Source organism: Massilia sp. UYP34, assembly GCF_056279385.1.
This window is the reverse complement of record NZ_JBWBRF010000003.1, coordinates 279327-303372: the sequence shown is the minus strand read 5'-3', so window position 1 is coordinate 303372 and position 24046 is coordinate 279327. Positions and strand designations below refer to the sequence as shown.

Sequence of the window (24046 nt, the reverse complement as noted above, 5' to 3'; positions counted from 1 at the left end):
GGCAATGCTGCCATACGGAACAATTTCCGTACGGAATAAACCCGAGTCTAGGACGAGTAAATCTTGAGAGCAATATCCGGTTGACCAGTTCTGCAGCTAAATTTTTGCGTGTGGTGAAACTGACATCCGACGTGCTTTTTTCCAAAGGAGTATCATCGCGCCCTGTGAGTAGCTTGGGAAATTACGCATGAGCAAGTATGCGCCGCGCGAGTGGGCGCCGGACGAACGGCCGATGATGCCCGGCTCGCCGTCCACGCCGGCCCATCCGACCCCGCTGCGCCTGGCCTACCTGTTCGTTGGCGTCCTGATCACCATTACCGGCGGCCTCGGCAACGCGCTGGTCACCGTCAACCTGGTTCACCTGCAGGGCGTGCTGGGCGCCTATTCCACCGAAACCACCTGGTTGCCGGCCGCCTACGTGATGGCCAATGCCTCGATGAACCTGCTGCTGGTGAAATTCCGGCAACAGTTCGGCCTGCGCCTGTTCACCGAGATCTTTTTGGTGCTGTATGCGCTGGTGACCTTCGCCCACCTGTTCGTGGGCGACCTGACCTCGGCGATCGCGGTGCGCGCCGCCCACGGCATGCTGGCGGCGGCGGTGTCGCCGCTCGGCCTGTATTACATCCTGCAAGGTTTCAAGAAGGAATGGCGCCTGCGCGGGGTGGCGCTGGCAATGGGCGCGGCCCAGCTGGCGCTGCCGCTGGCCTACATCTTTTCCAACGACCTGCTGCAGATCGCCGAATGGCGCGGCCTCTACCTGTTCGAGCTGGGCCTGGCCCTGGTGTCGCTCGGCGCCGTGCTGCTGCTCAAGCTGCCGCCGGGCGACTACATCAAGGCCTTCCGGCCGGCCGACTTCGTCACCTTCGCCCTGTTCGCGCCGGGCATGGCGCTGCTGTGCGCGGCGATCAGCTTCGGCCGGGTGGAGTGGTGGTTCGAGCGCGCCTGGATCGGCATGGCGCTGGCCGGCGCGATCGTGCTGCTGGCGGGGGCGCTATGCCTTGAGCACAACCGCGCCAATCCGCTGTTGAACCTGCGCTGGCTGGCCAGCGGCAATATCGTGCGCCTGGCGCTGTCGATGCTGCTGGTGCGCATCGTGCTGTCGGAGCAGAGCGTGGGCGCGGTCGGCTTCCTGCGCGCGGTGGGCCTGGACAACGACCAGATGCAGACCCTGTACGCGATCGTGCTGGCCGCCACGGTGGCCGGGATCGTGGTGTCGGCGCTGACGATCGACGTCAAGCACCTGGTGGCGCCGCAGGTGATCGCCCTGTTGTGCATGGCGCTGGGCGCCTGGATCGACGCCCATGCCAGCAACCAGACCCGGCCCGAACAGATGTACCTGAGCCAGAGCCTGCTCGCCTTTGGCGGCGTGCTGTTCCTCGGCCCCCTGGTGGTGTCGCTGCTCGGGGCGGTGATTCCCAATCCGCAGAACCTGATCAGCTTCTCGGTGCTGTTCGGCCTCACGCAGAACCTGGGCAGCCTGCTCGGTTCGAGCCTGGTGGGCACGTTCCAGGTGATCCGCGAAAAATACCATTCCTCGCTGATCGTCGAAGGCCTGTCCAGCCTGGATCCGCTGGTGGCGGGTCGCATCGGGTCGGGCGCCGCCGCGGCCGGGCGCCTGCTGGCCGATCCGCTTGCCGCGACGCGCCAGAGCCTGCAATCGCTGTCGGCGACCGCCACGCGCGAAGCCAATATCCTTGCCTACAACGACGTGTTCCTGGTGCTGGCCGCCCTGGCCGCCGCGAGCGCGGCCTGGATCTTCCTGCATGCCGTGTGGCTGCATTGCTTCCGGGCCCCGAACGCCGTGCCGGCCCCCGCGCCCAAGCCGGGCGCCCCACCATCACCCGACCCCGTGACCGACTGACATGCCAGAACCATCGACCATGCCGCATCCCCCCGTTTCCCGACCACGCCGCATCCTGCTGAGCGCACTCGCGTTCGGCGCCATCGCCATCGCCGGCGTGCTGATCGTGCTGTACGCGTGGAACCTGCCGCCGTTTCGCAGCACCCTGCAGAGCACCGAGAACGCGCTGGTGCGCGGCCAGGTGACGATCATCAGTCCGCAGCTGAGCGGCTACGTGGTCGAGGTGCGGGTGCAGGATTTCCAGCATGTGAAGAAGGGTGAACTGCTGATGCGCATCGACGAACGCATACCGACTCAGCGCCTGGCGCAGGCGCGCGCCGAGCTGGCCAACCGCCAGGCGGCGCTCGCCAATTTCGCCCAGAGCCAGTCGAGCGCGCGCGCCACGATCGCGCAGAACCAGGCGCTGCTGGCGTCGAACGAGGCCCAGGCGCGGCGCGCCCGGGCCGACCTGCGCCGCGTCGAGGAGCTGGCGGCCGACGGTTCGCTGTCGGCGCGCGAACTCGACGCCGCGCGCGCGACGCAGGCGCAGGCCAGCGCCAGCCGCGACCAGTCGCGCGCCGCGATCGAGATCGCGCGCCAGAACCTGCGCTCGGTCGACGTCAACCGCGCCGCGCTTGAGGCGGCGGTCGCCGGCGCCGAAGCGGCGGTGAAGCTGGCCGAGATCGACCTGGCCAATACGCACATCACGGCGCCGCGCGACGGCCAGCTGGGCCAGGTGACGGTGCGCCAGGGCGCTTATGTCAACGCCGGCGCGCAGCTGACGGCGCTGGTGCCCGACACGATGTGGATCATCGCCAACATGAAGGAAACGCAGATGGCCAACGTGGCCGTCGGCCAGACGGTGACCTTCAGCGTCGACGCCCTGGGCAACGCGCGGCTGCGCGGTCACGTCGAACGCATCTCGCCGGCGACCGGCTCGGAGTTCTCGGTGATTGCGCCGGACAACGCCACCGGCAACTTCGTCAAGATCGCGCAGCGGATTCCGGTGCGGATCAGCATCGATCCGAACCAGCCGCTGGCCGCGCGCCTGCGGCCGGGCATGTCGGTGGTGACCACGATCGATACGGCGCCAAGCGGGGCCGCGCGGTGAGGCGGCGCGCATTCGTCCTGGCGGCGCTGCCGCTGCTGCTGTCGGCCTGCGCGATGGCGCCGCAGCCGGCCCCGGAACCTTCGCTGACGGTTCCGCCGGGCTGGCGCACGGCCAGCGCGGGAGAGGGTGCGGGAGAGGGCGCCGCGATCGACCGTGACTGGTGGCGCGCGTTCGGCGACCCTGTGCTGGATGAGCTGGTGCGGCGTGCACTCGCCCATAACGACGACCTCAAGATCGCCCGGTCGCGTTTGCAGGAATACCGGGCGCGCATCCGCGTGGCCGACAGCGCGCGGCTGCCGGCATTGAACCTGGCGCTGGGGCCGACGCGTGCGCGCACCATTGGACCGTTCGGCGAACCGGTCGAGACCACCTCGGTCGTGGGCGCCGTGCAGGCCAGCTACGAGCCGGACCTGTTCGGCCGCATCGCAGGCAGCGTCACGGCGGCGCGCTTCGAGTCGCTGGCGCAGGAAGCGGCTGGGCAAGCCGCGGCGCTGGCGGTGGTGGCCAATACCGCGTCCGGCTACCTGAACCTGCTGGGCCTGGACGCCCAGCTGGCGCTGGCGCGCGCAACGCTCGAATCCCGCAAGCGCTCGTTCGAGCTGGCGCGCCATCAGTTCGAGGTCGGCTACAGCTCGCGCCTGGAGATGTCGCAGGCCGAGGCCGAGCTGCACGCGACCGCCGCCACCGTGCCCGCGCTGGAGCGCCAGATCGCGCTGCAGGAGCAGGCGTTGAACCTGCTGCTCGGCGCCAGTCCCGGCCCGCTCGCGCGCGGCGCCGACCTCATGGCGTTGCGCGAGCCGCGCCCGGCGCCGGGGCTGCCGTCGGCGCTGCTGCGTCGGCGTCCCGATATCGCCCAGGCCGAGCGCCTGCTGGCGGCGAGCGACGCAGGCCTGGCGGTGGCGCGCGACGCGCTGCTGCCGTCGATCCGCCTGACGGCGTCGCTGGGTGCGCAGGGACACAGCCTGTCGCAGCTGCTGCGCTCGCCGACCGCGTTGTGGAGCATCGGCGGCAGCGTGCTGGCGCCGCTGTTCGACGCGGGCCGGCTGCGCGCGCAGGCCGAAATCGCGGGCACGGTGCGCGACCGCGCCGTCTACGCGTATGAATCGGTGGTGCGCACGGCGTTCGCCGAGACCGACAATGCGCTGGCCTCGATCGACGGCCTGCAACGCCAACTGGCCGAGGCCGAGGCGAGGAGGGTGGCGGCCAACGAGGTGCTGCGGGTGGCGCGCAACCGCTATCGCAACGGTTACGCTTCGTATCTCGAAGAACTCGACGCCCAGCGCACGACCTTCGATGCCGACCTGAACGCGCTGCAGCTGCGCACCGGCCTGCTGGCGGCGCACGTCGACCTGTACCGCGCGCTGGGCGGTGGATGGACGCCGGCGCCATGAGTGCGCCGCTCGTCAAGCGTCCGGTCTGCGCCACCTGCCTGCGCGCGCAGCCGGCCTGCATCTGCCGCTGGATCGCGCCGGTCGCGCCCCAGGCCGCGCTGCTGGTGCTGCTGCATCCGCTCGAAGCGGGCAACGCCAAGAACAGCGGGCGGCTGCTGCACCTGAGCGTGGCCGCCAGCAAGCTGGTAGTGGGCGAAACGTTCGATGCGGACCTGCTGGACGGCCTGCTGCACGCCGGCGGCCGCACGCCGGTGCTGCTGTATCCGCAGACGCCGGACGACCCGACCCTGCCGTCGCCGCCGCCGCTGCCTTCGCTGCCGGCATCGATGCTGCGCCTGGTCGTGCTCGACGCCACCTGGCGCAAGAGCCGCAAGATGCTGTACCTGAACCCGGCGCTCCAGGCGTTGCCGCGGCTGGCGCTGAGCGAGGTGGCGCCGTCGAACTACCGCATCCGCAAGGCGCATGCCCCGCACCAGCTGTCGAGCCTGGAAGCAGCGGCGCAGGCGCTGGGCCAGCTCGAAGGCGACGGCGGGCGCTACCGGGCGCTGCTGGACGCCTTCGACGGGTTTGTTTCACAACAGGCATCGTACGTGCGCGCTTGAATTCGGCACGCGGCAGGCGTAATATACTGTACAAACATACAGTATCGGAGCGCCAGCCATGGGCACCATCGATTTTCCTCTCCAGCGCGAACCTGTCGACGACGGGCACCTCTCCCTTGCGCCATCGCCGCCGCTGGCGCGCAAGGGGCGCGGTGCAGTATCGAACCTGGAAGGCCGCTACGAGGTCAACGGCCGCGAGCGTTTCGACGACGGCTGGGCAGTCGACGATGACGCCGCGCCGGCGTTCAAGACCGTGGTGACCGACGAGATCGCCAAGAGCATCCTGTCGCGCAATACTTCACCGGACATCCCGTTCAGCGTCTCCCTGAATCCCTATCGCGGCTGCGAGCACGGTTGCATCTATTGCTTCGCGCGGCCGACGCACAGCTACCTTGGTTTGTCGCCGGGACTCGATTTTGAAAGCCGCCTGTTCGCCAAGGTCAACGCGGCCGAACTGCTGCGGCGCGAGCTGGCGAAACCCGGCTACGTGCCCGAACACATCGCGATCGGGGTCAACACCGACGCCTATCAACCGTGCGAACGCGAGCGCAAGCTGACACGCGCGGTGCTTGAAGTGCTGGCCGAATGCCGCCATCCGGCCGGTCTCATCACCAAGTCGTCGCTGATCGAGCGCGACATCGACATCCTGGCGCCGATGGCCGCGCAAGGCCTGGCGTGCGCGGCCGTCACGCTGACCACGCTCGACGCCGGGATCTCGCGCACGCTGGAGCCGCGCGCGGCGGCGCCGATGCGGCGGCTACGCACCATTCGTACGCTGACCGAGGCCGGGATTCCGGTGAGCGTCAGCGTGGCGCCGATCATTCCCTTCGTGACCGAGCCCGAGATCGAACGCATCCTGGAGGCGGCGCGCGACGCCGGCGCGATCGGCGCGCACTACACGGTGCTGCGCCTGCCGCACGAGGTCAATCCCTTGTTCCACGAGTGGTTGCAGGCGCACTTCCCGGACCGGGCGCAGCGGGTGATGAACCGCATCCGCGAGATGCGCGGCGGAAAGGACTATGACAGCGATTTCGCGACCCGCATGAAGGGCGCGGGCGTGTGGGCCGACCTGATCCGGCAGCGCTTCGAGAAGGCATCCGGGCGTCTGGGTTTTTCGGATCTGCGTGGGCGCTTCGGACGGCTCGACCGGTCGCAGTTCAGGCGGCCACTGGTGGTGCCGGCGCCACCGAAACAGAAGCGGGATGCGAAAGGAGCGGGGCAGCTGGATTTGTTTTAGGCTCCGAGATGGGCGGTGGTCTGGAGCGCGCAGTTGCGGTCTCCGGCGTACAATGCCGTCTGTTGCTTATTTCTACATCCTATGGCCACCTCAGTTCCCGCAGCGCAGGGCGGACATCCCGCGAATCCCACCGGGCAGGGCGCCGCCGCAGCGTCGGTAGAGCAGGGCCTGCAGGCCGCCGGCGTCGGCCGCTTCCAGTACCGCATCTTCACGATCTTCGGCCTGGTCTGGCTGGCCGACGCCATGCAGGTGCTGTCGATCGGCTTTTCCGCGCCCTCGATCGCCCGGACCTTCGGCTTGAGCATGCCGCAGGCGCTGCAGACGGGGACGCTGTTCTTCGTCGGCATGCTGATCGGCGCTTTCGTCTTCGGCCGGCTGGCGGACCGGATCGGCCGCCGCCCGGTCCTCCTGATCGCGGTGCTGATCGACGCCTGCTTCGGCGTCGCGTCCGCCTTCGCGCCCGACTTCACCTGGCTCCTGGTCCTGCGCTTCCTGACCGGCATCGGGGTCGGCGCGACCCTGCCGGTCGACTACACGATGATGGCCGAGTTCCTGCCCAGCGACCGCCGTGGCCGCTGGCTGGTGCTGCTGGAGTCGTTCTGGGCGCTGGGGACGATTTGCCTCGCGGTGCTGGCGTTGTGGGCGGTGCAGTGGGGCGACGACGCCTGGCGCGTCATCTTCTTCGTCACCGGCTTGCCGGCCCTGGTCGGGGTGGTCCTGCGCTTTTATATCCCCGAGTCGCCCATGTACCTGCACCGCAGCGGCAAGTTCGAGGAGGCGCGCGCGGTGCTGGCGCGGGTGGCCAGGACCAATGGCCGCGCGGTCGAGATCCCGCCGCTGCAGCCCGAGCCCAGGCAGAAGACCACCTTGCTCTCGCTGTTCAAGGACGGCCTGCGCCGCCGCAGTGTCGCGCTGCTGCTCGCGTGGGCGCTGGTCTCGATCGCCTATTACGGCGTATTCGTCTACCTGCCGATCAAGCTGAGCGCCGAAGGCTTCGGCTTCATGCGTGGGCAGGAATTTTTGATCGTGCTGGCGCTGGTCCAGCTGCCGGGTTTCGCGCTGGCCGCCTACGGCGTCGAGCGCTGGGGCCGCAAGCCGACGCTGGTCGGCTTCCTGCTGCTGAGCAGTATCGGCTGCCTGGGCTACAGTCTTGGCAGCGCGACCGCACTGGTGGTCGGATCGACGCTCCTGATGAGCTTTGCGCTGCTGGGCACCTGGGGCGCCCTGTATGCGTTCACGCCCGAGGTCTACCCGACCCGTCTGCGCGCCAGCGGCATGGGCATGGCCGGCGCCGTCGCCCGCTTCGGCGGCCTGTTCGCGCCGGCGATCGTGGCGCCGGTGATGGCCACGCACTTCACGCTGGCGCTGGTGATGCTGTCGAGCTTTCTGCTGGTAGGAGCATTCGCCATCCTGTGCGTCGATACCGAATCGCGCCGGCAGGCGCTGGATTGAACGAAGGACTCAAGATGAGGAAACGGAAGTGACACGGATGGGCGCATGGCAGCAGCAGGTCGACATGGTCGTGTTCGTCGGGGCGGAATCGACCGGGAAGTCGACCCTGGCCCAGCACCTGGCGCAGCGGCAGGGCGCCGGCTTCGTGCCCGAGATCGGCCGCTTCATCTGGGAAGAGAAGCAGGGCGACTTGAGCGCCGGCGACTACGTCGAGATCGCCGAGCGCCACCGCGATGCCGAGGATGCCGCCATCAGGCAGGAAGCCGGTCCCTGCGTGTTCGTCGATACCAACGCCTTGACCACGCTGCTGCTGGGCCTGTGCTTCGGCCAGGTCACCGAGCCGGTTCCGCCCGCGCTGCTGCGCTACGCCGACGATTGCCGCACCCGCTACCTGCACCATTTCGTCTGCGCCGACGACATCCCGTACGAAGAAGAACCCGGCGTGCGCGAAAATGCCGCCTGGCGCACCCATGTCCAGCGCCTGGTGCTGGAAGACCTGAACCGGCGCGGCATCGATTACACGGTATTGACGGGCACGCTGGAAGCGCGCGCCGCGAAGGTGATGGACGTCCTGTCCCGGATCGAACAGGACCGGGACAGGACACGCGCCGCTGCCGCAGCTGCATAAGCTACGCGCGCCGCTGCTGTGGTTGCATCACCCCGAGATCGGCCAGGTGCCGTTCGAGCGCGAACACGTGCGGGTCGGGCTTGCCGAGTTCGCGCAAGGCTTGCGCCAGTCCCAGCAGGTATTCGCTGTTCGGCCCACTCGGGCCGCGCGCCGTGGCGATCTGGCGCGCGATGTCCAGTTCATCGGCCGGCCCGAGATAAGCGTGGTTCTCGTGCGTGGCGATGTACACAATCCCCTCGTCGCTGCTGCCGTCGTCGAAATGCATCTCGGTCGCCAGCCTCAGGTAGCCGTTCTTTTCGCGGTGATCCAGGTGCGCGAATTCTTCCGGCGTCACCAGGTAGGCCATGCCATGGCACAGCGCGCCGGCATCCGGCACCAGGGTAACGACGCGCCCCGGCGCCGTTGCGGTGCCGCGGTGGTCGTGCGAGCCTTGCCAGAAACGCCGCGACCAGCCGCCGATATGGGCCGGGCGCCGGTCGAGGTACGGAAAATCGGCCTTGAAGATCAGTGAACCGTAACCGAACAGCCACACGCTCTGGTGGCCGTCGAACTTGTTCATTCGCTGGTTGATCGCGATCGTATCGTGGGACATCGTGAGGTCGGGGCAAAGACAGATGCCTTTCATTGTAGCGCGGCGTGCAGCGTCAGCGTTGCGACCCTCGTACATATCCGAACAGGAAATCGATATAACTCTCGGCCGCCGGCGACAGCGAGCGGCCGGGGCGGGTGTAGACAAGGAAACGCCGCGTCAGCACCGGTTCGTCCAGCAGCCGCAGCACCAGGCCGTGCAGCTTCACCAGCGGTTCGGCATACGGCAGGCAGACCGTGATACCGAGCCCGGCGCTGACCATCGCCAGCGCCGTGGTCATGAAAGTCACCTCGTAGGCCGGCCTGATGGGCGTCTCGCGCAGCGAGGCATGCCGCAGCGCCGCGCCGATATCGTCCAGCAGCCGCTCCGTAAACTGGCCCTGCAGCGAAATGAAGGGGTGGTGCGCCACGTCGTGCCAGGTCAGGCGCGGCAGCGAGGCCAGCGGATGATTCTCCGGAAACACCAGCGCGAACGGCATCTCGAACAGCTCGCGCGCTTCCAGCGGCGGCGCCGGCACGCGCTCGGGGCCGATGCCGACGTCCGCCTCGCCCGACAGGACACGCGCGATCACGCCCTCCACCTCGGTGTCGGCCAGGCGCACCTCGATCGCCGGATGTTGCGCCCGATAGGCCGCAATCACCTGCGGCAGCAGGGTGCATGACAGCAGTTGCGGCGCCGCGACACGCACCAGCCCCTTCTTGAGCTGCGTGTGATCGGCGACGTTAGCCAGCGCACTGTCCAGGTCATCGATCATCTGGCTAAATAAGGGGAACAGCTCGCGCCCGATGTCGGTCAACCCGATGCGGCGCGTGCTGCGGTCGACCACGCGCGCGCCCAGGGTCTGTTCGAGCTCCTTGATCAGCCCGGACAGCGCCGACTGCGTCACGTGGAGCGCCTGCGCCGCCAGCGTGAAATTGCCGGTCTTGGCCAGGGCGACGAAGGCGCGCATCTGGCGCAGGGTTGGATTCATAAGATAACCTGATAAATCGGGTTGAAAATACTGTTTGTATGATAGTGGGTTTTTGATTTGTAATGGTGGCGACTCAAATATCGAAGGAAACGTCCATGAAGCTCGCCACCCTCAAATCCGGCGGCCGCGACGGCGCCCTGGTCGTCGTCAGCCGCGACCTGGTCACCTGCCAGGCCGTGCCCGACATCGCGCGCACCATGCAGGCCGCGCTGGACGACTGGGACGCCGTCGCGCCGCGCCTGCAGCAGGTCTACCAGCAGCTCAACGACGGCAACGCCGACGACGCCGAATCGTTCATCGAGCAGGAATGCCATTCACCGCTGCCGCGCGCCTACCAGTGGGCCGACGGCTCGGCCTACCTCAACCACGTCGAACTGGTGCGCAAGGCGCGCAACGCCGACGTGCCGGCCTCGTTCTATACCGATCCGCTGATGTACCAGGGCGGCGGCGATTCCTTCGTCGGGCCCTGCGATCCGATCGCGGCCCTGCAAGAAGACTGGGGCATCGACTTCGAGGCCGAGGTGGCGGTGGTCACGGGCGACGTGCCGATGGGCGCCAGCGTGGAGCGCGCCGCGAGCGCGATCCGCCTGGTCATGCTGGTCAACGACGTCTCGCTGCGCAATCTGATTCCGAACGAACTGGCCAAGGGCTTCGGCTTCTACCAGTCCAAGCCGGCCAGCGCCTTCTCGCCGGTCGCCGTCACGCCGGACGAGCTGGGCGACGCCTGGCGGGACAGCAAGCTGCACCTGCCGCTGCTGGTGACGCTCAACGGCGCCGCCTTCGGCCGTCCAAACGCCGGCGAAGACATGACCTTCAGCTTCGCCCAGCTGATCGCGCACGCGGCCGCCACCCGCGAGCTGTGCGCCGGCAGCATCATCGGCTCGGGCACGGTGTCGAACAAGCAGGGCAGCCTGCACGGTTCGAGCGTCGAGAACGGCGGCGTCGGCTACTGCTGCCTGGCCGAGGTGCGCATGTACGAGACCATCGAAGAGGGCAAGCCGAAGACGCCGTTCATGCGCTTCGGCGACACGGTGCGCATCGACATGCTCGACGCCGATGGCGCCAGCATCTTCGGCGCCATCGACCAGGAAGTGCTGCGCTACCAGGAAAAGCGCCAAGAGACACAGCGGCAACAAAGACAACAACAGAGACAGCAAATGAGGCAGCCATGAAGCTCTACACCTATTTTCGCAGCTCGGCCGCGTACCGGGTGCGCATTGCGCTCAACCTGAAGGGCTTGCCCTACGATGCGGTGCCGGTGCACCTGCTGAAGGACGGCGGCGAGCAGATGCAGGAAGCGTACCGCCAGATCAACCCGAGCGCGCTGGTGCCATCGTTCCAGGACGACCGCATCACGCTCAGCCAGTCGATGGCGATCATCGAATACCTGGAGGAGATCCATCCCGAGCCGCCGCTGCTGCCGAAGGACGCGCCGGGCCGCGGACGCGTGCGCGAGCTGGCCCAGATCATCGGCTGCGACATCCATCCCCTCAACAACCTGCGCGTACTGAAATACCTGGTCAGGCACCTGGGCCTGTCGAGCGAGGCCAAGACCGAGTGGTACCGCCACTGGATCATCGAAGGCTTCCAGTCGCTCGAGGCGCACCTGGCGCGCGATCCCGGCGCCGGACCGTTCTGCCATGGCGACCATCCAACGATCGCCGACTGCTACCTGGTGCCGCAGGTATTCAATGCGCAGCGCTTCGACATCGACGTGTCGGCCTATCCGAACATCGACCGCATCAATTCGCTGTGCATCGAGCTGCCGGCGTTCCGGGCCGCGCATCCGTCGCACCAGCCCGATACCGAGTAAGTCCCGAGGACGACCGCCTGCACGCGGTCCGCTCTCCGCTCCCGCATCATCCCCGCGCACCGCGCCGTGGCTCGCCCACGGCGCCGCCCGCCATGCGGCGCGCCCGTCGGCCGCGCTGCTGCGAAGGCAGCGCATGCGGCCAGCCGGGCGGGCTACAATCGCGCCTCTTTGCCTTGTCCATTCAGCCATGACCACGACCGCGATTCCCGCCCCGATCCTGCAAGCACTCGACCTGGCCGACGCCTCCTGGCGCCCCGTTCTCGAAGCCGGCCTCGCGGCCGTCGCCCGCGCCAATCCCGGCTACCTGCCGGCGCTCGCCATCGACGACTACCTGCCCACCGGACAGCGCCTGTTCGCCGCCTTCGCCCAGCCGCTGGACAAGGTCCGCTACGTGCTGGTCGGCGAAGGCCCTTACCCGCGCGCCGCGAGCGCGACCGGCGTCTGTTTCATGGACGGGGCGGTCGGGGACCTGTGGTGCGAGACCGGCCTGTCGAAACCGGTCAACCGCGCGACGTCGCTGCGCAACTTCATGAAGATGCTGCTGGTGGCGAGCGGCCGCTTGCAGCTCGACGCGACCGGCGGCGCGGCGCTGGCGCCGATCGCGCTGGCGGCCAGGGGCGACGGCTCGATCCAGACCCTGGCCGAGTTGCAGGACAACCTCACCTCTCACGGCTTCCTGCTGCTCAATGCGGCGCTGGTGTTTCGCAAGCACGTCGCGCCGGCGGTCGATGCGCGCGCCTGGCTGCCGTTCCTGCAAACGGTGCTGGCGGCGCTGGCCGAGCGGGCTGAACCGCCCACCCTGGTTCTATGGGGCAAGATTGCCGAACAACTGAAAAAGCTGCCGGAGACCGCCGCCTTCCCGCAGGAGGTGGCCGAGCACCCGTACAACCTGAGCTTCATCGGGCATGCGGGGATGCAGCGTTTGTTCGGCCCGATGGAACTGTTGCGCAAGCGCTGAGGACTGCCGCGCCGGCATTTGGCCGCAAGGCGTAGGAGGAGGGGCGTTTTTGGGGGCCGCCAAGACAAGACGTTCGCGATTTGCTATACTTGACTAAATCGTTCAACTAATCTGTTGTTGACCCGGGTCACCTAGGGAAATCGTGGTGCAGGGCGAGATAGTTGAACAAGAGGAATATCTTAACATTAACGGGGTTGTAATGCGTCTGACCACCAAAGGCCGTTTTGCTGTCACCGCGATGATCGATCTTGCCATGCGTCAAGGCAATGGTCCGGTCACGCTGTCAGGCATCAGCCAGCGCCAGGCCATTTCGCTGTCTTACCTGGAGCAGCTGTTCGGCAAGCTGCGCCGCCACGAGATCGTCGAATCGATCCGCGGCCCGGGTGGCGGCTACAGCCTGGCCCGTCCGGCGGGCAAGGTGACGGTGGCTGACATCATCATCGCCGTCGACGAACCGCTGGATGCGACCCAGTGCGGTGGCAAAGAAAATTGCCATGGCGCCCATACCGATGGTGCGCGCTGCATGACCCACGAACTGTGGACCACGCTGAACGAAAAAATGGTCGACTACCTCGATTCGGTGTCGCTGCAAGACCTGGTCGACCAGCAGCGCCAAAAAGAACAGAACGTCGTGCACGTGCACCGCGGCGCCCCGGCCGCCGTCGGAACAAACTGAAGCTTACTGGAGTGAATTGATGAACGCGCCTTTGGACAAGAAAACCGAGCAGAGCTTCGCGACTGCGCCCCATTTCCCGATCTACCTGGACTACTCGGCCACCACGCCGGTCGATCCACGCGTCGCGGATGCCATGATCCCGTTCCTGCGCGAGCAGTTCGGCAATCCGGCCTCGCGCAGCCACGCCTATGGCTGGAGCGCAGAAGCCGCGGTCGAGGAAGCGCGCCAGAACGTCGCGTCGATGGTCGGCGCCGATCCGCGCGAGATCATCTGGACCTCGGGAGCGACCGAGAGCAACAACCTGGCGCTCAAGGGCGCGGCCCAGTTCTACAAGACGAAGGGCAAGCACATCATCACGGTCAAGACCGAGCACAAATCGGTGCTCGACACCGTGCGCGAACTCGAGCGCGTGGGCTTCGAAGCCACCTACCTCGAGCCGCAGGACAACGGCCTGATCACCGTCGAACAACTGCAGGCGGCCCTGCGTCCCGACACCATCCTGGTCTCGGTCATGCTGGTCAATAACGAGATCGGCGTGGTCCAGCCGATCGAAGAGCTGGCCACGCTGTGCCGCTCGAAAGGCATCATCTTCCACTGCGACGCCGCGCAAGCCGTCGGCAAGGTCCATATCGACCTCGAAAAGTCGAAGGTCGACCTGATGACCTTCACCGCGCACAAGGTGTATGGCCCGAAAGGCGTCGGCGCCCTGTACGTGCGCCGCAAGCCGCGCGTGCGCCTCGAGGCGCAGATGCACGGCGGCGGCCACGAGCGCGGCCTGCGTTCGGGCACCCTGCCGACCCACCAGCTGGTGGGCATGGGCGAAGCCTTCCGCATCGCGAAAGAAGAGATGGAGAGCGAACTGGTGAAGGTGCGCGCACTGCGCGACCGCCTGGCCAAGGGCCTGATGGAGATCGAAGAGGTCTACATCAACGGCGACATGGACCACCGCGTGCCGCACAACCTGAACGTCTCGTTCAACTATGTCGAAGGCGAGTCGCTGATCATGGCGGTCAAGGACATCGCCGTGTCGTCCGGTTCGGCCTGCACCTCGGCCAGCCTGGAACCGTCGTACGTGCTGCGCGCCCTGGGCCGCAGCGACGAACTGGCGCACAGCTCGATCCGCTTCACCATCGGCCGCTTCACGACCGAGGAAGAGATCGACTTCGCCGTCAACCTGCTCAAGGCAAAGGTTGGCAAACTGCGCGAACTGTCGCCGCTGTGGGACATGTTCAAAGAGGGGATCGATTTGAATTCGATCCAATGGGCAGCCCACTAAATCAAGATTAAGGAGCACTACCATGGCATATTCGGACAAAGTACTGGACCACTACGAAAACCCGCGCAACGTCGGCGCCTTCGACAAGGGCGACGATGCAGTCGGCACCGGCATGGTCGGCGCGCCGGCCTGCGGCGACGTCATGAAACTGCAGATCAAGGTCAACGACCAGGGCCTGATCGAAGACGCGAAGTTCAAGACCTATGGCTGCGGTTCGGCCATCGCATCGAGCTCGCTGATCACCGAATGGGTGAAGGGCAAGAGCCTCGACGAGGCGCTGGCGATCAAGAACACCCAGATCGCCGAAGAACTGGCCCTGCCGCCGGTCAAGATTCACTGCTCGATCCTGGCCGAAGACGCGATCAAGGCCGCCGTCGCCGACTACAAGGCGAAGCACGAGAAGGCAGCAGCGTAATGAATGTCGGGTGGACGGCTTTGCCGTCCGCCCTACGCATTACAGCAGCGCAAGCATTTTTAGTAGAACAGAGCTGGAGAAGCACATGGCAATCACCCTGACCGAAAAAGCCGCGAAGCACGTCAACCGTTACCTCGAACGCCGGGGCAAGGGCATCGGCTTGCGCTTCGGTGTGCGCACCACCGGCTGCTCCGGCCTGGCCTACAAGCTCGAGTACGTCGACGAGAGCGCCGCCGAAGACGCGGTGTTCGAGTCGCACGGCGTGAAGGTCTTCGTCGACCCGAAAAGCCTGGCGTACATCGACGGCACCGAACTCGATTTCGCCCGCGAAGGGCTCAACGAAGGCTTCCGCTTCAACAACCCGAACGTCAAGGACAACTGCGGCTGCGGCGAAAGCTTCCGTATCTAAGCCGATGCAGAACCACTTCGACCTGTTCCAGCTGCCGGCCCGTTTCGAGGTCGACCAGGCCGCCCTGGACGCCGCCTACCGCGAAGTCCAGGGCCGCGTGCACCCGGACCGCTTCGTCAACGCCACCGACGCCGAAAAGCGCGTGGCGATGCAGTGGGCGACCCGCGCCAACGAAGCCTATCAAACGCTGCGCAACCCGCAAAAGCGCGCGCAGTACTTGTGCGAGCTGAACGGCGTCGACCTGCAGACCGAGTCGAATACGGCCATGCCCCCGGCCTTCCTGATGCAGCAGATGGAGTGGCGCGAGGAGCTCGAGGACGCGCGCGCGGCCAAGGACGCCATCGCGCTCGACCGGCTGGAGGCGCAACTGCGCGCCGAGCGCAAGAACATGCTCGCCGCCGTTGCAGACCAGCTGGCCACGGGCGACTTCACTGGCGCCGCGCAAGGCGTGCGCGGCCTGATGTTCCTCGATAAATTCGGCGACGAAGTGCAGTACGCCTTCGAGGCGATCGACGCCTGATCCGCTGCGGATCGATTGTCGAACGGTCCGCCGGGCCGTTCGACCCCCGCGCAGAAAAACAATATTGGTATCACGACTATGGCACTCCTCCAAATCGCCGAACCCGGCATGTCCACCGCCCCGCACCAGCACCGCCTGGCGGTGGGCATCGACCTGGGCACCACCAACTCGCTCGTCGCCACCGTCCGTAGCGGCAGCCCCGAAGTGCTGAGCGACGAGGAGGGCCGTTCGCTGCTGCCGTCGATCGTGCGCTACCTGGCGAACGGTCACGCCAACATCGGCCACAAGGCGCGCGTGCACCAGACGACGGACCCGAAGAACACCATCGTCTCGGTCAAGCGCTTCATGGGCCGCAGCCTCAAGGACATCGCCCACGCCGAGAACCTGCCCTACGACTTCGTCGACGGCGAGGGCATGGTCCAGCTGAACACGGTCGCTGGCGTGAAAAGCCCGGTCGAGGTGTCGGCCCAGATCCTGGCCACCCTGCGCCAGCGCGCCGAGGATTCGCTGGGCGACGACCTGGTCGGCGCCGTGATCACCGTGCCGGCGTATTTCGACGACGCCCAGCGCCAGGCCACCAAGGACGCGGCCCAGCTGGCCGGCCTGAACGTGCTGCGCCTGCTGTCGGAACCGACCGCCGCCGCCATCGCCTATGGTCTCGACCATGGCAAGGAAGGCGTCTATGCGGTCTACGACCTGGGCGGCGGCACCTTCGACATCTCGATCCTCAAGCTGTCGAAGGGCGTGTTCGAGGTGCTGTCGACCGGGGGCGATTCGGCCCTGGGCGGCGACGATTTCGACCACCGGCTGTTTTGCTGGATCACCGAGCAGGCCAAGCTGGCGCCGCTGTCCGACGTCGACACCGCGACCCTGATGGTCAAGGCGCGCCAGGCCAAGGAACTGCTGTCGACCAACGAGGAAACGACGGTCGAGGCGATCCTGAAGTCGGGCGAGATCGTGCAGGTCACGATCACCGCCGCGGTGTTCTCCGAGATCACCAGCCACCTGGTCGGCAAGACCATGAACGCGATCCGCAAGGCGATGCGCGACGCCAAGGTGAGCGTCGAGGACGTCGACGGCGTCGTGATGGTCGGCGGCGCGACGCGCATGCCGCACGTGCGCCGCGCGGTGTCGGAATTCTTCCAGACCATCCCGCACGCCAACATCGACCCGGACCGCGTGGTGGCGCTGGGCGCCGCGATCCAGGCCGACCAACTGGCCGGCAACCGCGCCGAGGGTGACGACTGGCTGCTGCTGGACGTGACCCCGCTGTCGCTGGGCATCGAGACGATGGGCGGCCTGGTCGAGAAGATCATCCCGCGCAATTCGACGATCCCCGTCGCGCGCGCCCAGGAATTCACGACCTTCAAGGACGGCCAGACCGCGCTGGCGGTGCACGTGGTGCAGGGCGAGCGCGAGCTGGTGTCGGACTGCCGTTCGCTGGCGCGCTTCGAGCTGCGCGGCATTCCGCCGATGGCGGCCGGCGCTGCGCGCATCCGCGTCACCTATCAGGTCGACGCCGACGGCCTGCTGTCGGTGGCGGCGCGCGAAATGCGTTCGGGCGTGGAAGCGTCGATCACGGTCAAGCCATCCTATGGCCTGGCTGATGACGACGTGGCGCGCATGCTGCAGGAATCGTACAGCTCGGCCTCCAGCGACATGCAGATGCGCGCGCTGCGCGAAGAACAGGTCGAGGCCGAACGCATCCTGCTGGCGACGCAGTCGGCGCTGGACCAGGATGCCGAACTGCTGGCGCCGCAAGAGCAGGCCGTGGTCAATCAGCAGCTGCAGGCGGTGCGCGACGCGCTCGCGGCGTCGAACGACGCGTCAAGCGCGGCGGGCCCGCGCCAGGACGCGCTGCACGCCGCAGTGCAGGCGCTGGCCAGGGACACCGAGGAATTCGCCGCGCGCCGCATGGACAAGAGCGTGCGCAAGGCGCTGGCGGGCAAGTCGCTGGACGAGGTCTGAACCACCGCGCCGCCATGGTGACCCGTGCCCAATGAACGACAGGGCGGCTGGCGCGGAATAGAATAAACAGCAACGCACCACACACAACATACAAACCGAGGTAACCAAGTGCCACAAATCGTCATCCTTCCCCACCCGGTGTTCTGCCCCGACGGCGCCGTGCTCGAAGCGCCAAGCGGCAAGTCGGTCTGCGACGTCCTGCTCGAGAACGACATCGAGATCGAGCACGCCTGCGACCGCGTCTGCGCCTGCACCACCTGCCACGTGATCGTGCGCGAAGGCTTCGAATCGCTGAACGAGCAGGAAGAGAAGGAAGAAGACATGCTCGACAAGGCCTGGGGCCTGGAGCCGAATTCGCGCCTGTCGTGCCAGGCAATCGTCGCCGACGAAGACCTGGTGGTCGAGATCCCGAAGTACACGATCAACCACGCCGCCGAAAAGAACCACTGAGCCGTCCATGAAGCGTCTTGAGCCAGCCAGGAAAGTCCCGGCACCACAGGAACTGCCGCCGGAGGTGCGTCCCGGCCAGTCGATCGAGCTGCTCAAGGAGCTGCACATCCTGACCCGCGACGGCAAGTTGAACCAGGACAGCCGCCGCAAGCTCAAGCAGGTCTACCATCTATATAACTTCATCGAGCCGCTGCTGCGCGAGGTGAAGGAAGAAAAAGGCAGCGTCTCGCTGGTCGACCACGGCGCCGGCAAGTCCTACCTCGGCTTCATCCTGTACGACCTGTTCGTCAAGGGGCAGGAGCAGGGCTCGCATATCTATGGCATCGAGACCCGCGCCGAGCTGGTCGGAAAATCCACCGAACTGGCCGCGCGCCTGGGCTTTGCCGGCATGTCGTTCCTGCCGCTGTCGGTCGCCGAGTCGACCACCTCGGGCGAGCTGCCCGAAACGATCGACGTCGTCACCGCGCTGCACGCCTGCAACACCGCCACCGACGACGCCATCGACTTCGCCCTCAAGAAGAAGGCCAGGCACATGGTGCTGGTGCCGTGTTGCCAGGCCGAAGTCGCGTCCGTGCTGCGCAAGAACAAGGGCAAGGATCTGGGGCGCAGCGCGCTCACCGAGATCTGGCGCCATCCGATCCATACCCGCGAGTTCGGCAGCCAGGTGACCAACGTCCTGCGCTGCCTGCAGCTCGAGGCCCACGGCTACCAGGTCACGGTCACCGAACTGGTGGGTTGGGAACACTCGATGAAGAACGAGCTGATCGTCGCCACCTATAAAAACCTGCCGCGCCGCCGGCCGGCCGAGCGCCTGGACGAGGTGCTGGGCGAGCTCGGGCTGAGCGAAATGAGAGAGCGTTTCTACGCGCCGCAACCCGCCACGACGGAGTGAGCAGAACATGAGCATGAGCATCGAGCGCTGGATCGACCTGCGCAGCGACACCGTGACCCAGCCGAGCGCCGCGATGCGCGCCACCATGGTGGCGGCCCCGGTCGGCGACGACGTCTACGGCGACGACCCCACCGTCAAGCGCCTGCAGGACTATGCGGCCGAGCTGTTCGGCTTCGAGGCCGGCATGTTCGCCCCCAGCGGCACCCAGACCAACCTGATCGCCTTGATGACCCACTGCGGCCGCGGCGACGAATACCTGGTCGGCCAGGAAGCGCACACCTACAAGTACGAAGGCGGGGGCGCCGCGGTGCTGGGCAGCATCCAGCCGCAACCGATCGCGAACCAGCCGGACGGCAGTATCGCGTTGGCCGACATCGCGGCCTACATCAAGCCGCACGACATGCACTTCGCGCGCACCCGGCTGCTGACGCTGGAGAACACCATCGGCGGCCGCGTGCTGAGCCAGGAATACGTCGCGGCCGCGACCGCGCTCGCGCGCGACAAAGGCCTGGCGACCCACCTCGACGGCGCGCGCATCTGCAACGCCGCCGTCAAGCAGGCCATCAGCCTGGCCGACGCGGTAAAAGGGTTCGATACCGTCTCGGTGTGCCTGTCCAAGGGCCTCGGCGCGCCGGTCGGCTCGGTGCTGCTGGGACCGAAGTCCTTCATCGAGCAGGGCCAGCGCTGGCGCAAGATGCTGGGCGGCGGCATGCGCCAGGCCGGCGTGATCGCCGCCGCGGCCCACTATGCGCTGGAGAACAACGTCGCGCTGCTCGCCAACGACCACGACAACGCGGCCGAGCTGGCGCAAGGCCTGGCGCGGATCGAACAGCTCAGCGTCGGCACGCCGCAGACGAATATCTTCTGGATGGAGGTGCCGGCCGGCGCCTGCGCGCCGCTGCGCCAGGCCTTGACGCGCGCCGGCATCCGCGCCACGGTCGGCCCGACCATGCGCCTGGTGACCCATCTCGACATCTCGCACGCCGACGTCAAGCGCACGATCGACGTGTTCACCGCGTTTTTCTCTGATTGGCACGCATGATCGCACCACCGAACACCGACGACGGCATCCGCCTCGCGAAACGCGTCGCTGAAGTGGCGGGGTGCTCGCGCGCCGACGCCGAACGCTATATTGCCGGCGGCTGGGTCAGCGTCGATGGCGTGGTGGCCGAAGATCCCGCCACCCGCGTCACGGCCGCGCAACAGGTCGTGATGCTGCCCGGCGCCACCCCGGTCGAGCCGGAACCGGTCACCATCCTGTTGCACAAGCCGGCCGGCGTCGAGCTCGAGGCGGCGCTGGCCGCCATCGGGCCCGATACGCAAGTGCTGGACCATGGCTTCGGCAAGCCTTTCCTGCGCCGCCACCTGGCCAAGCTGGCGCCGGCGACGCCGCTCGAGACGATGGCTTCGGGCCTGGTCGTGTTCAGCCAGGACTGGCGCGTGATGCGCAAACTGGTCGACGACGCGCCGCGCAACGAGGCCGAATACGTGGCCGAGGTGGACGGGCAGATCGCCGAGGGCGGCCTGGACAAGCTGGGCCGCATGTTCCGCGCCAGCTGGCAAAGCGAGGCGCGCCTGCGCATCGCCGGCAAGAACATCCAGCGCGGCCAGATAGCGCGCCTGTGCGCCGACGTCGGCCTGGAGGTCACCGCGCTGCGCCGGCTGCGCATCGGCCGCATTTCCATGGGCAGCCTGCCGCCGGGCGGCTGGCGCTACCTGCGCGACGTCGAGCGCTTCTGATCTTTACCGCCATGCCAAGTTCGTTCCGCCTGGTCTCGGCCAGCGTCCTGTTCTTCCTGTTGCTGGGGCCCGTGATCCCGGTGATCGAATTTACCCTGGCCACCCTGTTCACCAAGGGCCGCATCGAGGTCATGCCGTCGTTCTACCTGGCGGCGCTGCTGTTCGGCGCCCTGATCGCGGGCGCGCTTGGCCTGGCGCATGGCATGCTGGTGGCGCTGGCCGTCAAGCTGGAACCGCTGCGCCGGCGCCTGCACACCACGCCGCGCCGCGTGCTGCTGGGCTCGGGCGCGGCGCTGCTGTGCGCTCTGGCGATGTCCGCGCTCACGCTCTACATCGCGCGCCATTCCTACGGCGACCTGCTGGGCGGCATGGATCCGAACAACCCCGATCCATGGAAGATCATCCGCGCCTATATGGTGATCGAGCTGTTCATCCTGCCGGCGCTGGCCTGCGGCATCCTGTTCCAGCTGCTGCCCTGGTCGGGCAAGCTGATGCAGCGCGCCGTCGAGCGGGCCTGACGGTCGCGGTGCCGCTGCTGCTGCGCCGCTGCGGCCGAGCGCCGCGCAGCCAGCTCGCGCTATCCTAGCGCTTCGTCTTGGTCTTCGCCTTCGGCATCTGGGCCAGGCGGGTGCCGGCCAGGCGGTCGTGCAGGAACTGGCGGTCCTTGTCGAGGAAGGCGGTGAGCGCCCACAGCACGATGCCGACCGCCAGCGCGATGGCGATCTCGCCCTTGGCGTGCAGCCCGAACGTGGCGCACACCAGTAGCGCCGGCGCGAACCAGCCCCAGGCCGCAAGATAGCGCACGATGGCCGTGCGCCATGGCAAGCGTGGGTGTCCGGCCCGGAACACCTTGATGCGCCAGGTCTTCATGGCCAGCGTGTGGCCGCTGTCGCGCCAGCACCAGGTGAAGTACAGGCCCGTCACCAGGAACAGCCAGAGCTTGAGCCCATGCTGGAACAGCGCTTCCTGGCGGTTGCCGGTGAGGAGAATGTAGACCAGCACCGCCAGCATCTCGACGGCGAACAGCAAAAAGAATTCATAGATCATCACCGTCACGCGGCGCTTGACGGTCGGCGTCGGGAAGGACTGCGCGCGCGCCGGATCGGCCGCGCCCGCGCCCGGATCGGCGGTCGGCTCAGTTGCCTGCATTGGCGGCCTGCGCGGGTGCCTGCTGGCCGCCCGGAGTGGCGATCGCGCCGGCGTCGGCGCCAGGGGCGCTGGCCGCCGGACCCGGCGTCACGGGGGAGGCAGGGGTGGAAGCGGGGGCGGAAGCAGGGGGGGAGGCAGGGCCGGGGCCGGCGCTGCCGGGCGGCGCCGGCTGCACGCTGGCGGTCGCGGACGGCACCACGGTATCCGTGCCGATCAGGATGCATTCGGCGCCGCGGCGGGTGGTGTTCGGCGGGCAGGGCGTCGGGGTGACCAGCATCGGCGCTTCGGGCAGCGCCACCGGGATGCTCTTGTGGCGCGCCGCCGCCGGGCTGTTCGCCAGCTTGCGTTTCTGGTCTGGCGACAGCTGCTTGTAGTTTTCCCAGTTGGCCACCTTGTCGCCCTGGGCCAGGCGGCTGGCCCTGCTGTAGTTCTCGCGCGCCAGTTCGCGCTGCGCGGGGGTGAGCTTCATCCACTGGCGCATGCGTTCGTGCACGCGCTGCTGTTCGGACGCGGACATCGACGCGAAGCGGGCCGACATCTGGATCCACTTGCGCTTGCGCGGTCCTTCCATCTGGTTCCATTCGGGTTCCAGCGGCGCCAGCGCCACTTGCTGGGCGCTGCTCAGATCGCTCCACAGGGGCTTGTCGAAGGCTTTGGGCAAGACACGTTTGCCGTCGACCGCATCGGCCACCGAGGGCAGGACGGATGGGGCGTCGAAACGGTCGACGATGACCCAGGCGATGACACCCGCCACCAGGACCCCGGCCACCGTTTTCAGGACGGGGAACCGTGATTTCGCGGCGCCCGGCTTCGATGCGCGAGGCTGTGAAGCGTCGTTCTTCGTCATTGCCGGCGCTGCTGCGACTCCAGATAGGCGCTGAAGCCCGGGTCGAGGTACGCGTTGAGCGGCAGTTCATCGGACAACACGGCCGCGTCGATGTCGGCCAGCTCGGCGATCTGCTGCTGCCGTTCGTGCTGGTAGACGCCGCCCATGCCGATCACCAGCGCCAGGATCGGCACGGCCACCGCCAGGCGCGACATGGCCTGGCCCGTCACCACATTGCCGAAACCGGCCAGCATCTGGCGCCAGCCGGAAGGGGCGGGCTTGAAATACTCGACCGGCGCGTCCGCCTTCTTGCGCGCGAGCGCGGCAGCCCGCGCCGCAGCCAGCCGGTCCGTGGTCGATGCCGGCAAGGTGTCGAGCTGTTCGTTCAGTGCATGGCGAATTTTGTACGCCAGGTTGATGTCGTCGGTATTCATAATGTGATTCCCTTGGCCTTGAGCGCTGCGGCGAGGGCGTGGGTGGCGCGGGAACAATGCGTCTTGACGCTGCCTTCGGAGCATCCCATTGCTTCGGCCGTTTCGGCCACGTCCATATCCTGCCAGTAACGCATGAGGAAGGCTTCCCGTTGACGCGTTGGGAGCTTTTGTACTTCTTCTTCGATCAAACGCAAGGTTTGCTCACGCTCAAGCTGGTCCGCACTCGACTCCGCGGCGGCCGATCCTGCTTCGGCCTCGTACGAGGCAAGTATATCAAAGTCGTCATCGTCATCTCCCTCGCGGCGGCTGAAGCCCGAAAACAGGCTGACCCAGGTGTTGCGCACTTTTTCGCGGCGGAAGTAATCGAGGATGGTGGTCTGCAGGATGCGCTGGAACAGCATCGGCAATTCGGCGGCCGGCTTGTCGCCATACTTTTCGGCCAGCTTGATCATGGCGTCCTGGACGATGTCGAGCGCCGACTCGTCCTTGCGCACCGCATACACCGCCTGCTTGAATGCACGCCGTTCGACATTCGCAAGGAAGTCGTTGAGTTCTTTATCTGTGGCCATGCGGGTTCAAGGAAGCGCTCGTCTTGCTCGTGCTTTAGGGAAAACTTTCGCATCCTAGCAAAAAACGCCCTGGCCTGCACCGACATCGCACAGCGGGAAGAAGCGGCAATGTCATTTGCATCATGTTCAAC

General features: G+C 67.0%; 27 protein-coding genes. 21 read left to right on the top strand and 6 right to left on the bottom strand.

Going from position 1 to position 24046, the window contains the following annotated elements; translation table 11 throughout:
- The first annotated feature begins 187 nt into the window (after window positions 1-187).
- The 7 genes from ACZ9AQ_RS08025 to ACZ9AQ_RS07995 all read left to right on the top strand — a co-directional run bounded on the left by ACZ9AQ_RS08025 (window position 188) and on the right by ACZ9AQ_RS07995 (window position 8261).
- On the top strand, window positions 188-1861 hold the full coding sequence (locus tag ACZ9AQ_RS08025; protein ID WP_429203237.1) for an MFS transporter: 1674 nt from the start codon (window positions 188-190) through the stop codon (window positions 1859-1861).
- Window positions 1862-1880: 19 nt separating this feature from the next.
- Window positions 1881-2951, top strand: coding sequence for an HlyD family secretion protein (locus tag ACZ9AQ_RS08020; RefSeq protein ID WP_429203236.1), 1071 nt, complete (start codon window positions 1881-1883; stop codon window positions 2949-2951).
- Entirely contained in the window at window positions 2948-4342 is a 1395-nt protein-coding gene (locus tag ACZ9AQ_RS08015; RefSeq protein ID WP_429203235.1) for an efflux transporter outer membrane subunit, read from the top strand. The genes ACZ9AQ_RS08020 and ACZ9AQ_RS08015 overlap by 4 nt, the downstream gene beginning before the upstream one ends.
- The gene (locus tag ACZ9AQ_RS08010; protein ID WP_429203234.1) at window positions 4339-4944 is read left to right on the top strand and encodes a tRNA-uridine aminocarboxypropyltransferase; all 606 of its coding nucleotides are present in this window, start codon (window positions 4339-4341) and stop codon (window positions 4942-4944) included. The genes ACZ9AQ_RS08015 and ACZ9AQ_RS08010 overlap by 4 nt, the downstream gene beginning before the upstream one ends.
- Window positions 4945-5002: 58 nt before the next feature.
- Complete coding sequence (locus tag ACZ9AQ_RS08005) at window positions 5003-6181, top strand: PA0069 family radical SAM protein (protein ID WP_429203233.1); 1179 nt, start codon at window positions 5003-5005, stop codon at window positions 6179-6181.
- Between the two features lie 81 nt (window positions 6182-6262).
- A complete protein-coding gene (locus ACZ9AQ_RS08000) occupies window positions 6263-7633 on the top strand; it encodes an MFS transporter (protein ID WP_429203232.1) in 1371 nt (456 codons plus the stop codon).
- Window positions 7634-7670: 37 nt separating this feature from the next.
- A complete protein-coding gene (locus ACZ9AQ_RS07995) occupies window positions 7671-8261 on the top strand; it encodes an AAA family ATPase (protein WP_429203231.1) in 591 nt (196 codons plus the stop codon).
- Window position 8262: 1 nt separating this feature from the next.
- On the opposite strand, the gene ACZ9AQ_RS07990 is transcribed toward ACZ9AQ_RS07995, so the two are convergent.
- A complete protein-coding gene (locus ACZ9AQ_RS07990) occupies window positions 8263-8853 on the bottom strand; it encodes a gamma-glutamylcyclotransferase (protein WP_429203230.1) in 591 nt (196 codons plus the stop codon).
- 52 nt (window positions 8854-8905) lie between these two features.
- The gene (locus ACZ9AQ_RS07985; RefSeq protein ID WP_429203229.1) at window positions 8906-9820 is read right to left on the bottom strand and encodes a LysR family transcriptional regulator; all 915 of its coding nucleotides are present in this window, start codon (window positions 9818-9820) and stop codon (window positions 8906-8908) included.
- 95 nt (window positions 9821-9915) lie between these two features.
- Between ACZ9AQ_RS07985 and ACZ9AQ_RS07980 the strand changes: the two genes are divergently transcribed.
- The 14 genes from ACZ9AQ_RS07980 (at window position 9916) to ACZ9AQ_RS07915 (ending at window position 21455) form a co-directional block, all read left to right on the top strand.
- Complete coding sequence (locus ACZ9AQ_RS07980; RefSeq protein WP_429203228.1) at window positions 9916-10992, top strand: fumarylacetoacetate hydrolase family protein; 1077 nt, start codon at window positions 9916-9918, stop codon at window positions 10990-10992.
- Complete coding sequence (gene maiA, locus ACZ9AQ_RS07975) at window positions 10989-11633, top strand: maleylacetoacetate isomerase (protein WP_429203227.1); 645 nt, start codon at window positions 10989-10991, stop codon at window positions 11631-11633. Before ACZ9AQ_RS07980 ends, maiA begins: the two co-directional genes overlap by 4 nt.
- Window positions 11634-11820: 187 nt before the next feature.
- Window positions 11821-12591, top strand: coding sequence for a uracil-DNA glycosylase family protein (locus ACZ9AQ_RS07970; protein WP_429203226.1), 771 nt, complete (start codon window positions 11821-11823; stop codon window positions 12589-12591).
- Window positions 12592-12790: 199 nt separating this feature from the next.
- Window positions 12791-13267: a Fe-S cluster assembly transcriptional regulator IscR gene (gene iscR, locus ACZ9AQ_RS07965; RefSeq protein WP_109347015.1), complete on the top strand. Its 477-nt coding sequence runs from the start codon at window positions 12791-12793 to the stop codon at window positions 13265-13267.
- 19 nt (window positions 13268-13286) lie between these two features.
- Window positions 13287-14543: an IscS subfamily cysteine desulfurase gene (locus ACZ9AQ_RS07960; protein WP_429203225.1), complete on the top strand. Its 1257-nt coding sequence runs from the start codon at window positions 13287-13289 to the stop codon at window positions 14541-14543.
- A 22-nt stretch (window positions 14544-14565) separates the two neighbouring features.
- Entirely contained in the window at window positions 14566-14958 is a 393-nt protein-coding gene (iscU, locus tag ACZ9AQ_RS07955; RefSeq protein WP_005666324.1) for a Fe-S cluster assembly scaffold IscU, read from the top strand.
- Between the two features lie 85 nt (window positions 14959-15043).
- Window positions 15044-15367 carry an iron-sulfur cluster assembly protein IscA gene (gene iscA / locus ACZ9AQ_RS07950; protein ID WP_005666326.1) on the top strand — a complete coding sequence of 108 codons (324 nt, stop codon included), beginning with the start codon at window positions 15044-15046 and terminating at the stop codon, window positions 15365-15367.
- 4 nt (window positions 15368-15371) lie between these two features.
- Complete coding sequence (gene hscB / locus ACZ9AQ_RS07945) at window positions 15372-15887, top strand: Fe-S protein assembly co-chaperone HscB (protein ID WP_429203224.1); 516 nt, start codon at window positions 15372-15374, stop codon at window positions 15885-15887.
- A gap of 78 nt (window positions 15888-15965) precedes the next feature.
- A complete protein-coding gene (gene hscA / locus ACZ9AQ_RS07940) occupies window positions 15966-17855 on the top strand; it encodes a Fe-S protein assembly chaperone HscA (protein ID WP_429203223.1) in 1890 nt (629 codons plus the stop codon).
- A gap of 108 nt (window positions 17856-17963) precedes the next feature.
- Window positions 17964-18305, top strand: a complete 342-nt coding sequence (gene fdx / locus ACZ9AQ_RS07935; protein WP_429203222.1) for an ISC system 2Fe-2S type ferredoxin — start codon at window positions 17964-17966, stop codon at window positions 18303-18305.
- 7 nt (window positions 18306-18312) lie between these two features.
- The gene (locus tag ACZ9AQ_RS07930; protein ID WP_429203221.1) at window positions 18313-19197 is read left to right on the top strand and encodes a class I SAM-dependent methyltransferase; all 885 of its coding nucleotides are present in this window, start codon (window positions 18313-18315) and stop codon (window positions 19195-19197) included.
- 7 nt (window positions 19198-19204) lie between these two features.
- Window positions 19205-20239, top strand: coding sequence for a low-specificity L-threonine aldolase (gene ltaE, locus ACZ9AQ_RS07925; RefSeq protein WP_429203220.1), 1035 nt, complete (start codon window positions 19205-19207; stop codon window positions 20237-20239).
- Window positions 20236-20937, top strand: coding sequence for an RNA pseudouridine synthase (locus ACZ9AQ_RS07920; protein ID WP_429203219.1), 702 nt, complete (start codon window positions 20236-20238; stop codon window positions 20935-20937). Before ltaE ends, ACZ9AQ_RS07920 begins: the two co-directional genes overlap by 4 nt.
- Window positions 20938-20948: 11 nt before the next feature.
- Window positions 20949-21455, top strand: a complete 507-nt coding sequence (locus ACZ9AQ_RS07915; protein ID WP_429203218.1) for a hypothetical protein — start codon at window positions 20949-20951, stop codon at window positions 21453-21455.
- A 64-nt stretch (window positions 21456-21519) separates the two neighbouring features.
- Here the strand turns inward: ACZ9AQ_RS07915 and ACZ9AQ_RS07910 are convergent, their stop codons facing one another.
- The 4 genes from ACZ9AQ_RS07910 to ACZ9AQ_RS07895 are packed head-to-tail and all read right to left on the bottom strand — an operon-like array spanning window position 21520 to window position 23915.
- Window positions 21520-22086, bottom strand: coding sequence for an RDD family protein (locus tag ACZ9AQ_RS07910; RefSeq protein WP_429203217.1), 567 nt, complete (start codon window positions 22084-22086; stop codon window positions 21520-21522).
- Complete coding sequence (locus tag ACZ9AQ_RS07905; protein WP_429203216.1) at window positions 22073-22933, bottom strand: DUF3106 domain-containing protein; 861 nt, start codon at window positions 22931-22933, stop codon at window positions 22073-22075. Before ACZ9AQ_RS07905 ends, ACZ9AQ_RS07910 begins: the two co-directional genes overlap by 14 nt.
- Complete coding sequence (locus ACZ9AQ_RS07900; protein ID WP_429203215.1) at window positions 22930-23346, bottom strand: DUF3619 family protein; 417 nt, start codon at window positions 23344-23346, stop codon at window positions 22930-22932. The genes ACZ9AQ_RS07905 and ACZ9AQ_RS07900 overlap by 4 nt, the downstream gene beginning before the upstream one ends.
- Window positions 23343-23915 carry an RNA polymerase sigma factor gene (locus ACZ9AQ_RS07895; RefSeq protein WP_429203214.1) on the bottom strand — a complete coding sequence of 191 codons (573 nt, stop codon included), beginning with the start codon at window positions 23913-23915 and terminating at the stop codon, window positions 23343-23345. Before ACZ9AQ_RS07895 ends, ACZ9AQ_RS07900 begins: the two co-directional genes overlap by 4 nt.
- Window positions 23916-24046 lie beyond the last annotated feature (131 nt).

Coding starts and splice junctions, on each gene's coding strand:
- ACZ9AQ_RS08025 (WP_429203237.1), top strand. CDS start 188: ATGAGCAAGTATGCGCCGCGCGAGTGGGCGCCGGACGAACGGCCGATG.
- ACZ9AQ_RS08020 (WP_429203236.1), top strand. CDS start 1,881: ATGCCGCATCCCCCCGTTTCCCGACCACGCCGCATCCTGCTGAGCGCA.
- ACZ9AQ_RS08010 (WP_429203234.1), top strand. CDS start 4,339: ATGAGTGCGCCGCTCGTCAAGCGTCCGGTCTGCGCCACCTGCCTGCGC.
- ACZ9AQ_RS08005 (WP_429203233.1), top strand. CDS start 5,003: ATGGGCACCATCGATTTTCCTCTCCAGCGCGAACCTGTCGACGACGGG.
- ACZ9AQ_RS08000 (WP_429203232.1), top strand. CDS start 6,263: ATGGCCACCTCAGTTCCCGCAGCGCAGGGCGGACATCCCGCGAATCCC.
- ACZ9AQ_RS07995 (WP_429203231.1), top strand. CDS start 7,671: ATGGGCGCATGGCAGCAGCAGGTCGACATGGTCGTGTTCGTCGGGGCG.
- ACZ9AQ_RS07990 (WP_429203230.1), bottom strand. CDS start 8,853: ATGTCCCACGATACGATCGCGATCAACCAGCGAATGAACAAGTTCGAC.
- ACZ9AQ_RS07985 (WP_429203229.1), bottom strand. CDS start 9,820: ATGAATCCAACCCTGCGCCAGATGCGCGCCTTCGTCGCCCTGGCCAAG.
- ACZ9AQ_RS07980 (WP_429203228.1), top strand. CDS start 9,916: ATGAAGCTCGCCACCCTCAAATCCGGCGGCCGCGACGGCGCCCTGGTC.
- maiA (WP_429203227.1), top strand. CDS start 10,989: ATGAAGCTCTACACCTATTTTCGCAGCTCGGCCGCGTACCGGGTGCGC.
- ACZ9AQ_RS07970 (WP_429203226.1), top strand. CDS start 11,821: ATGACCACGACCGCGATTCCCGCCCCGATCCTGCAAGCACTCGACCTG.
- iscR (WP_109347015.1), top strand. CDS start 12,791: ATGCGTCTGACCACCAAAGGCCGTTTTGCTGTCACCGCGATGATCGAT.
- ACZ9AQ_RS07960 (WP_429203225.1), top strand. CDS start 13,287: ATGAACGCGCCTTTGGACAAGAAAACCGAGCAGAGCTTCGCGACTGCG.
- iscU (WP_005666324.1), top strand. CDS start 14,566: ATGGCATATTCGGACAAAGTACTGGACCACTACGAAAACCCGCGCAAC.
- iscA (WP_005666326.1), top strand. CDS start 15,044: ATGGCAATCACCCTGACCGAAAAAGCCGCGAAGCACGTCAACCGTTAC.
- hscB (WP_429203224.1), top strand. CDS start 15,372: ATGCAGAACCACTTCGACCTGTTCCAGCTGCCGGCCCGTTTCGAGGTC.
- hscA (WP_429203223.1), top strand. CDS start 15,966: ATGGCACTCCTCCAAATCGCCGAACCCGGCATGTCCACCGCCCCGCAC.
- ACZ9AQ_RS07930 (WP_429203221.1), top strand. CDS start 18,313: ATGAAGCGTCTTGAGCCAGCCAGGAAAGTCCCGGCACCACAGGAACTG.
- ltaE (WP_429203220.1), top strand. CDS start 19,205: ATGAGCATGAGCATCGAGCGCTGGATCGACCTGCGCAGCGACACCGTG.
- ACZ9AQ_RS07920 (WP_429203219.1), top strand. CDS start 20,236: ATGATCGCACCACCGAACACCGACGACGGCATCCGCCTCGCGAAACGC.
- ACZ9AQ_RS07915 (WP_429203218.1), top strand. CDS start 20,949: ATGCCAAGTTCGTTCCGCCTGGTCTCGGCCAGCGTCCTGTTCTTCCTG.
- ACZ9AQ_RS07910 (WP_429203217.1), bottom strand. CDS start 22,086: ATGCAGGCAACTGAGCCGACCGCCGATCCGGGCGCGGGCGCGGCCGAT.
- ACZ9AQ_RS07905 (WP_429203216.1), bottom strand. CDS start 22,933: ATGACGAAGAACGACGCTTCACAGCCTCGCGCATCGAAGCCGGGCGCC.
- ACZ9AQ_RS07900 (WP_429203215.1), bottom strand. CDS start 23,346: ATGAATACCGACGACATCAACCTGGCGTACAAAATTCGCCATGCACTG.
- ACZ9AQ_RS07895 (WP_429203214.1), bottom strand. CDS start 23,915: ATGGCCACAGATAAAGAACTCAACGACTTCCTTGCGAATGTCGAACGG.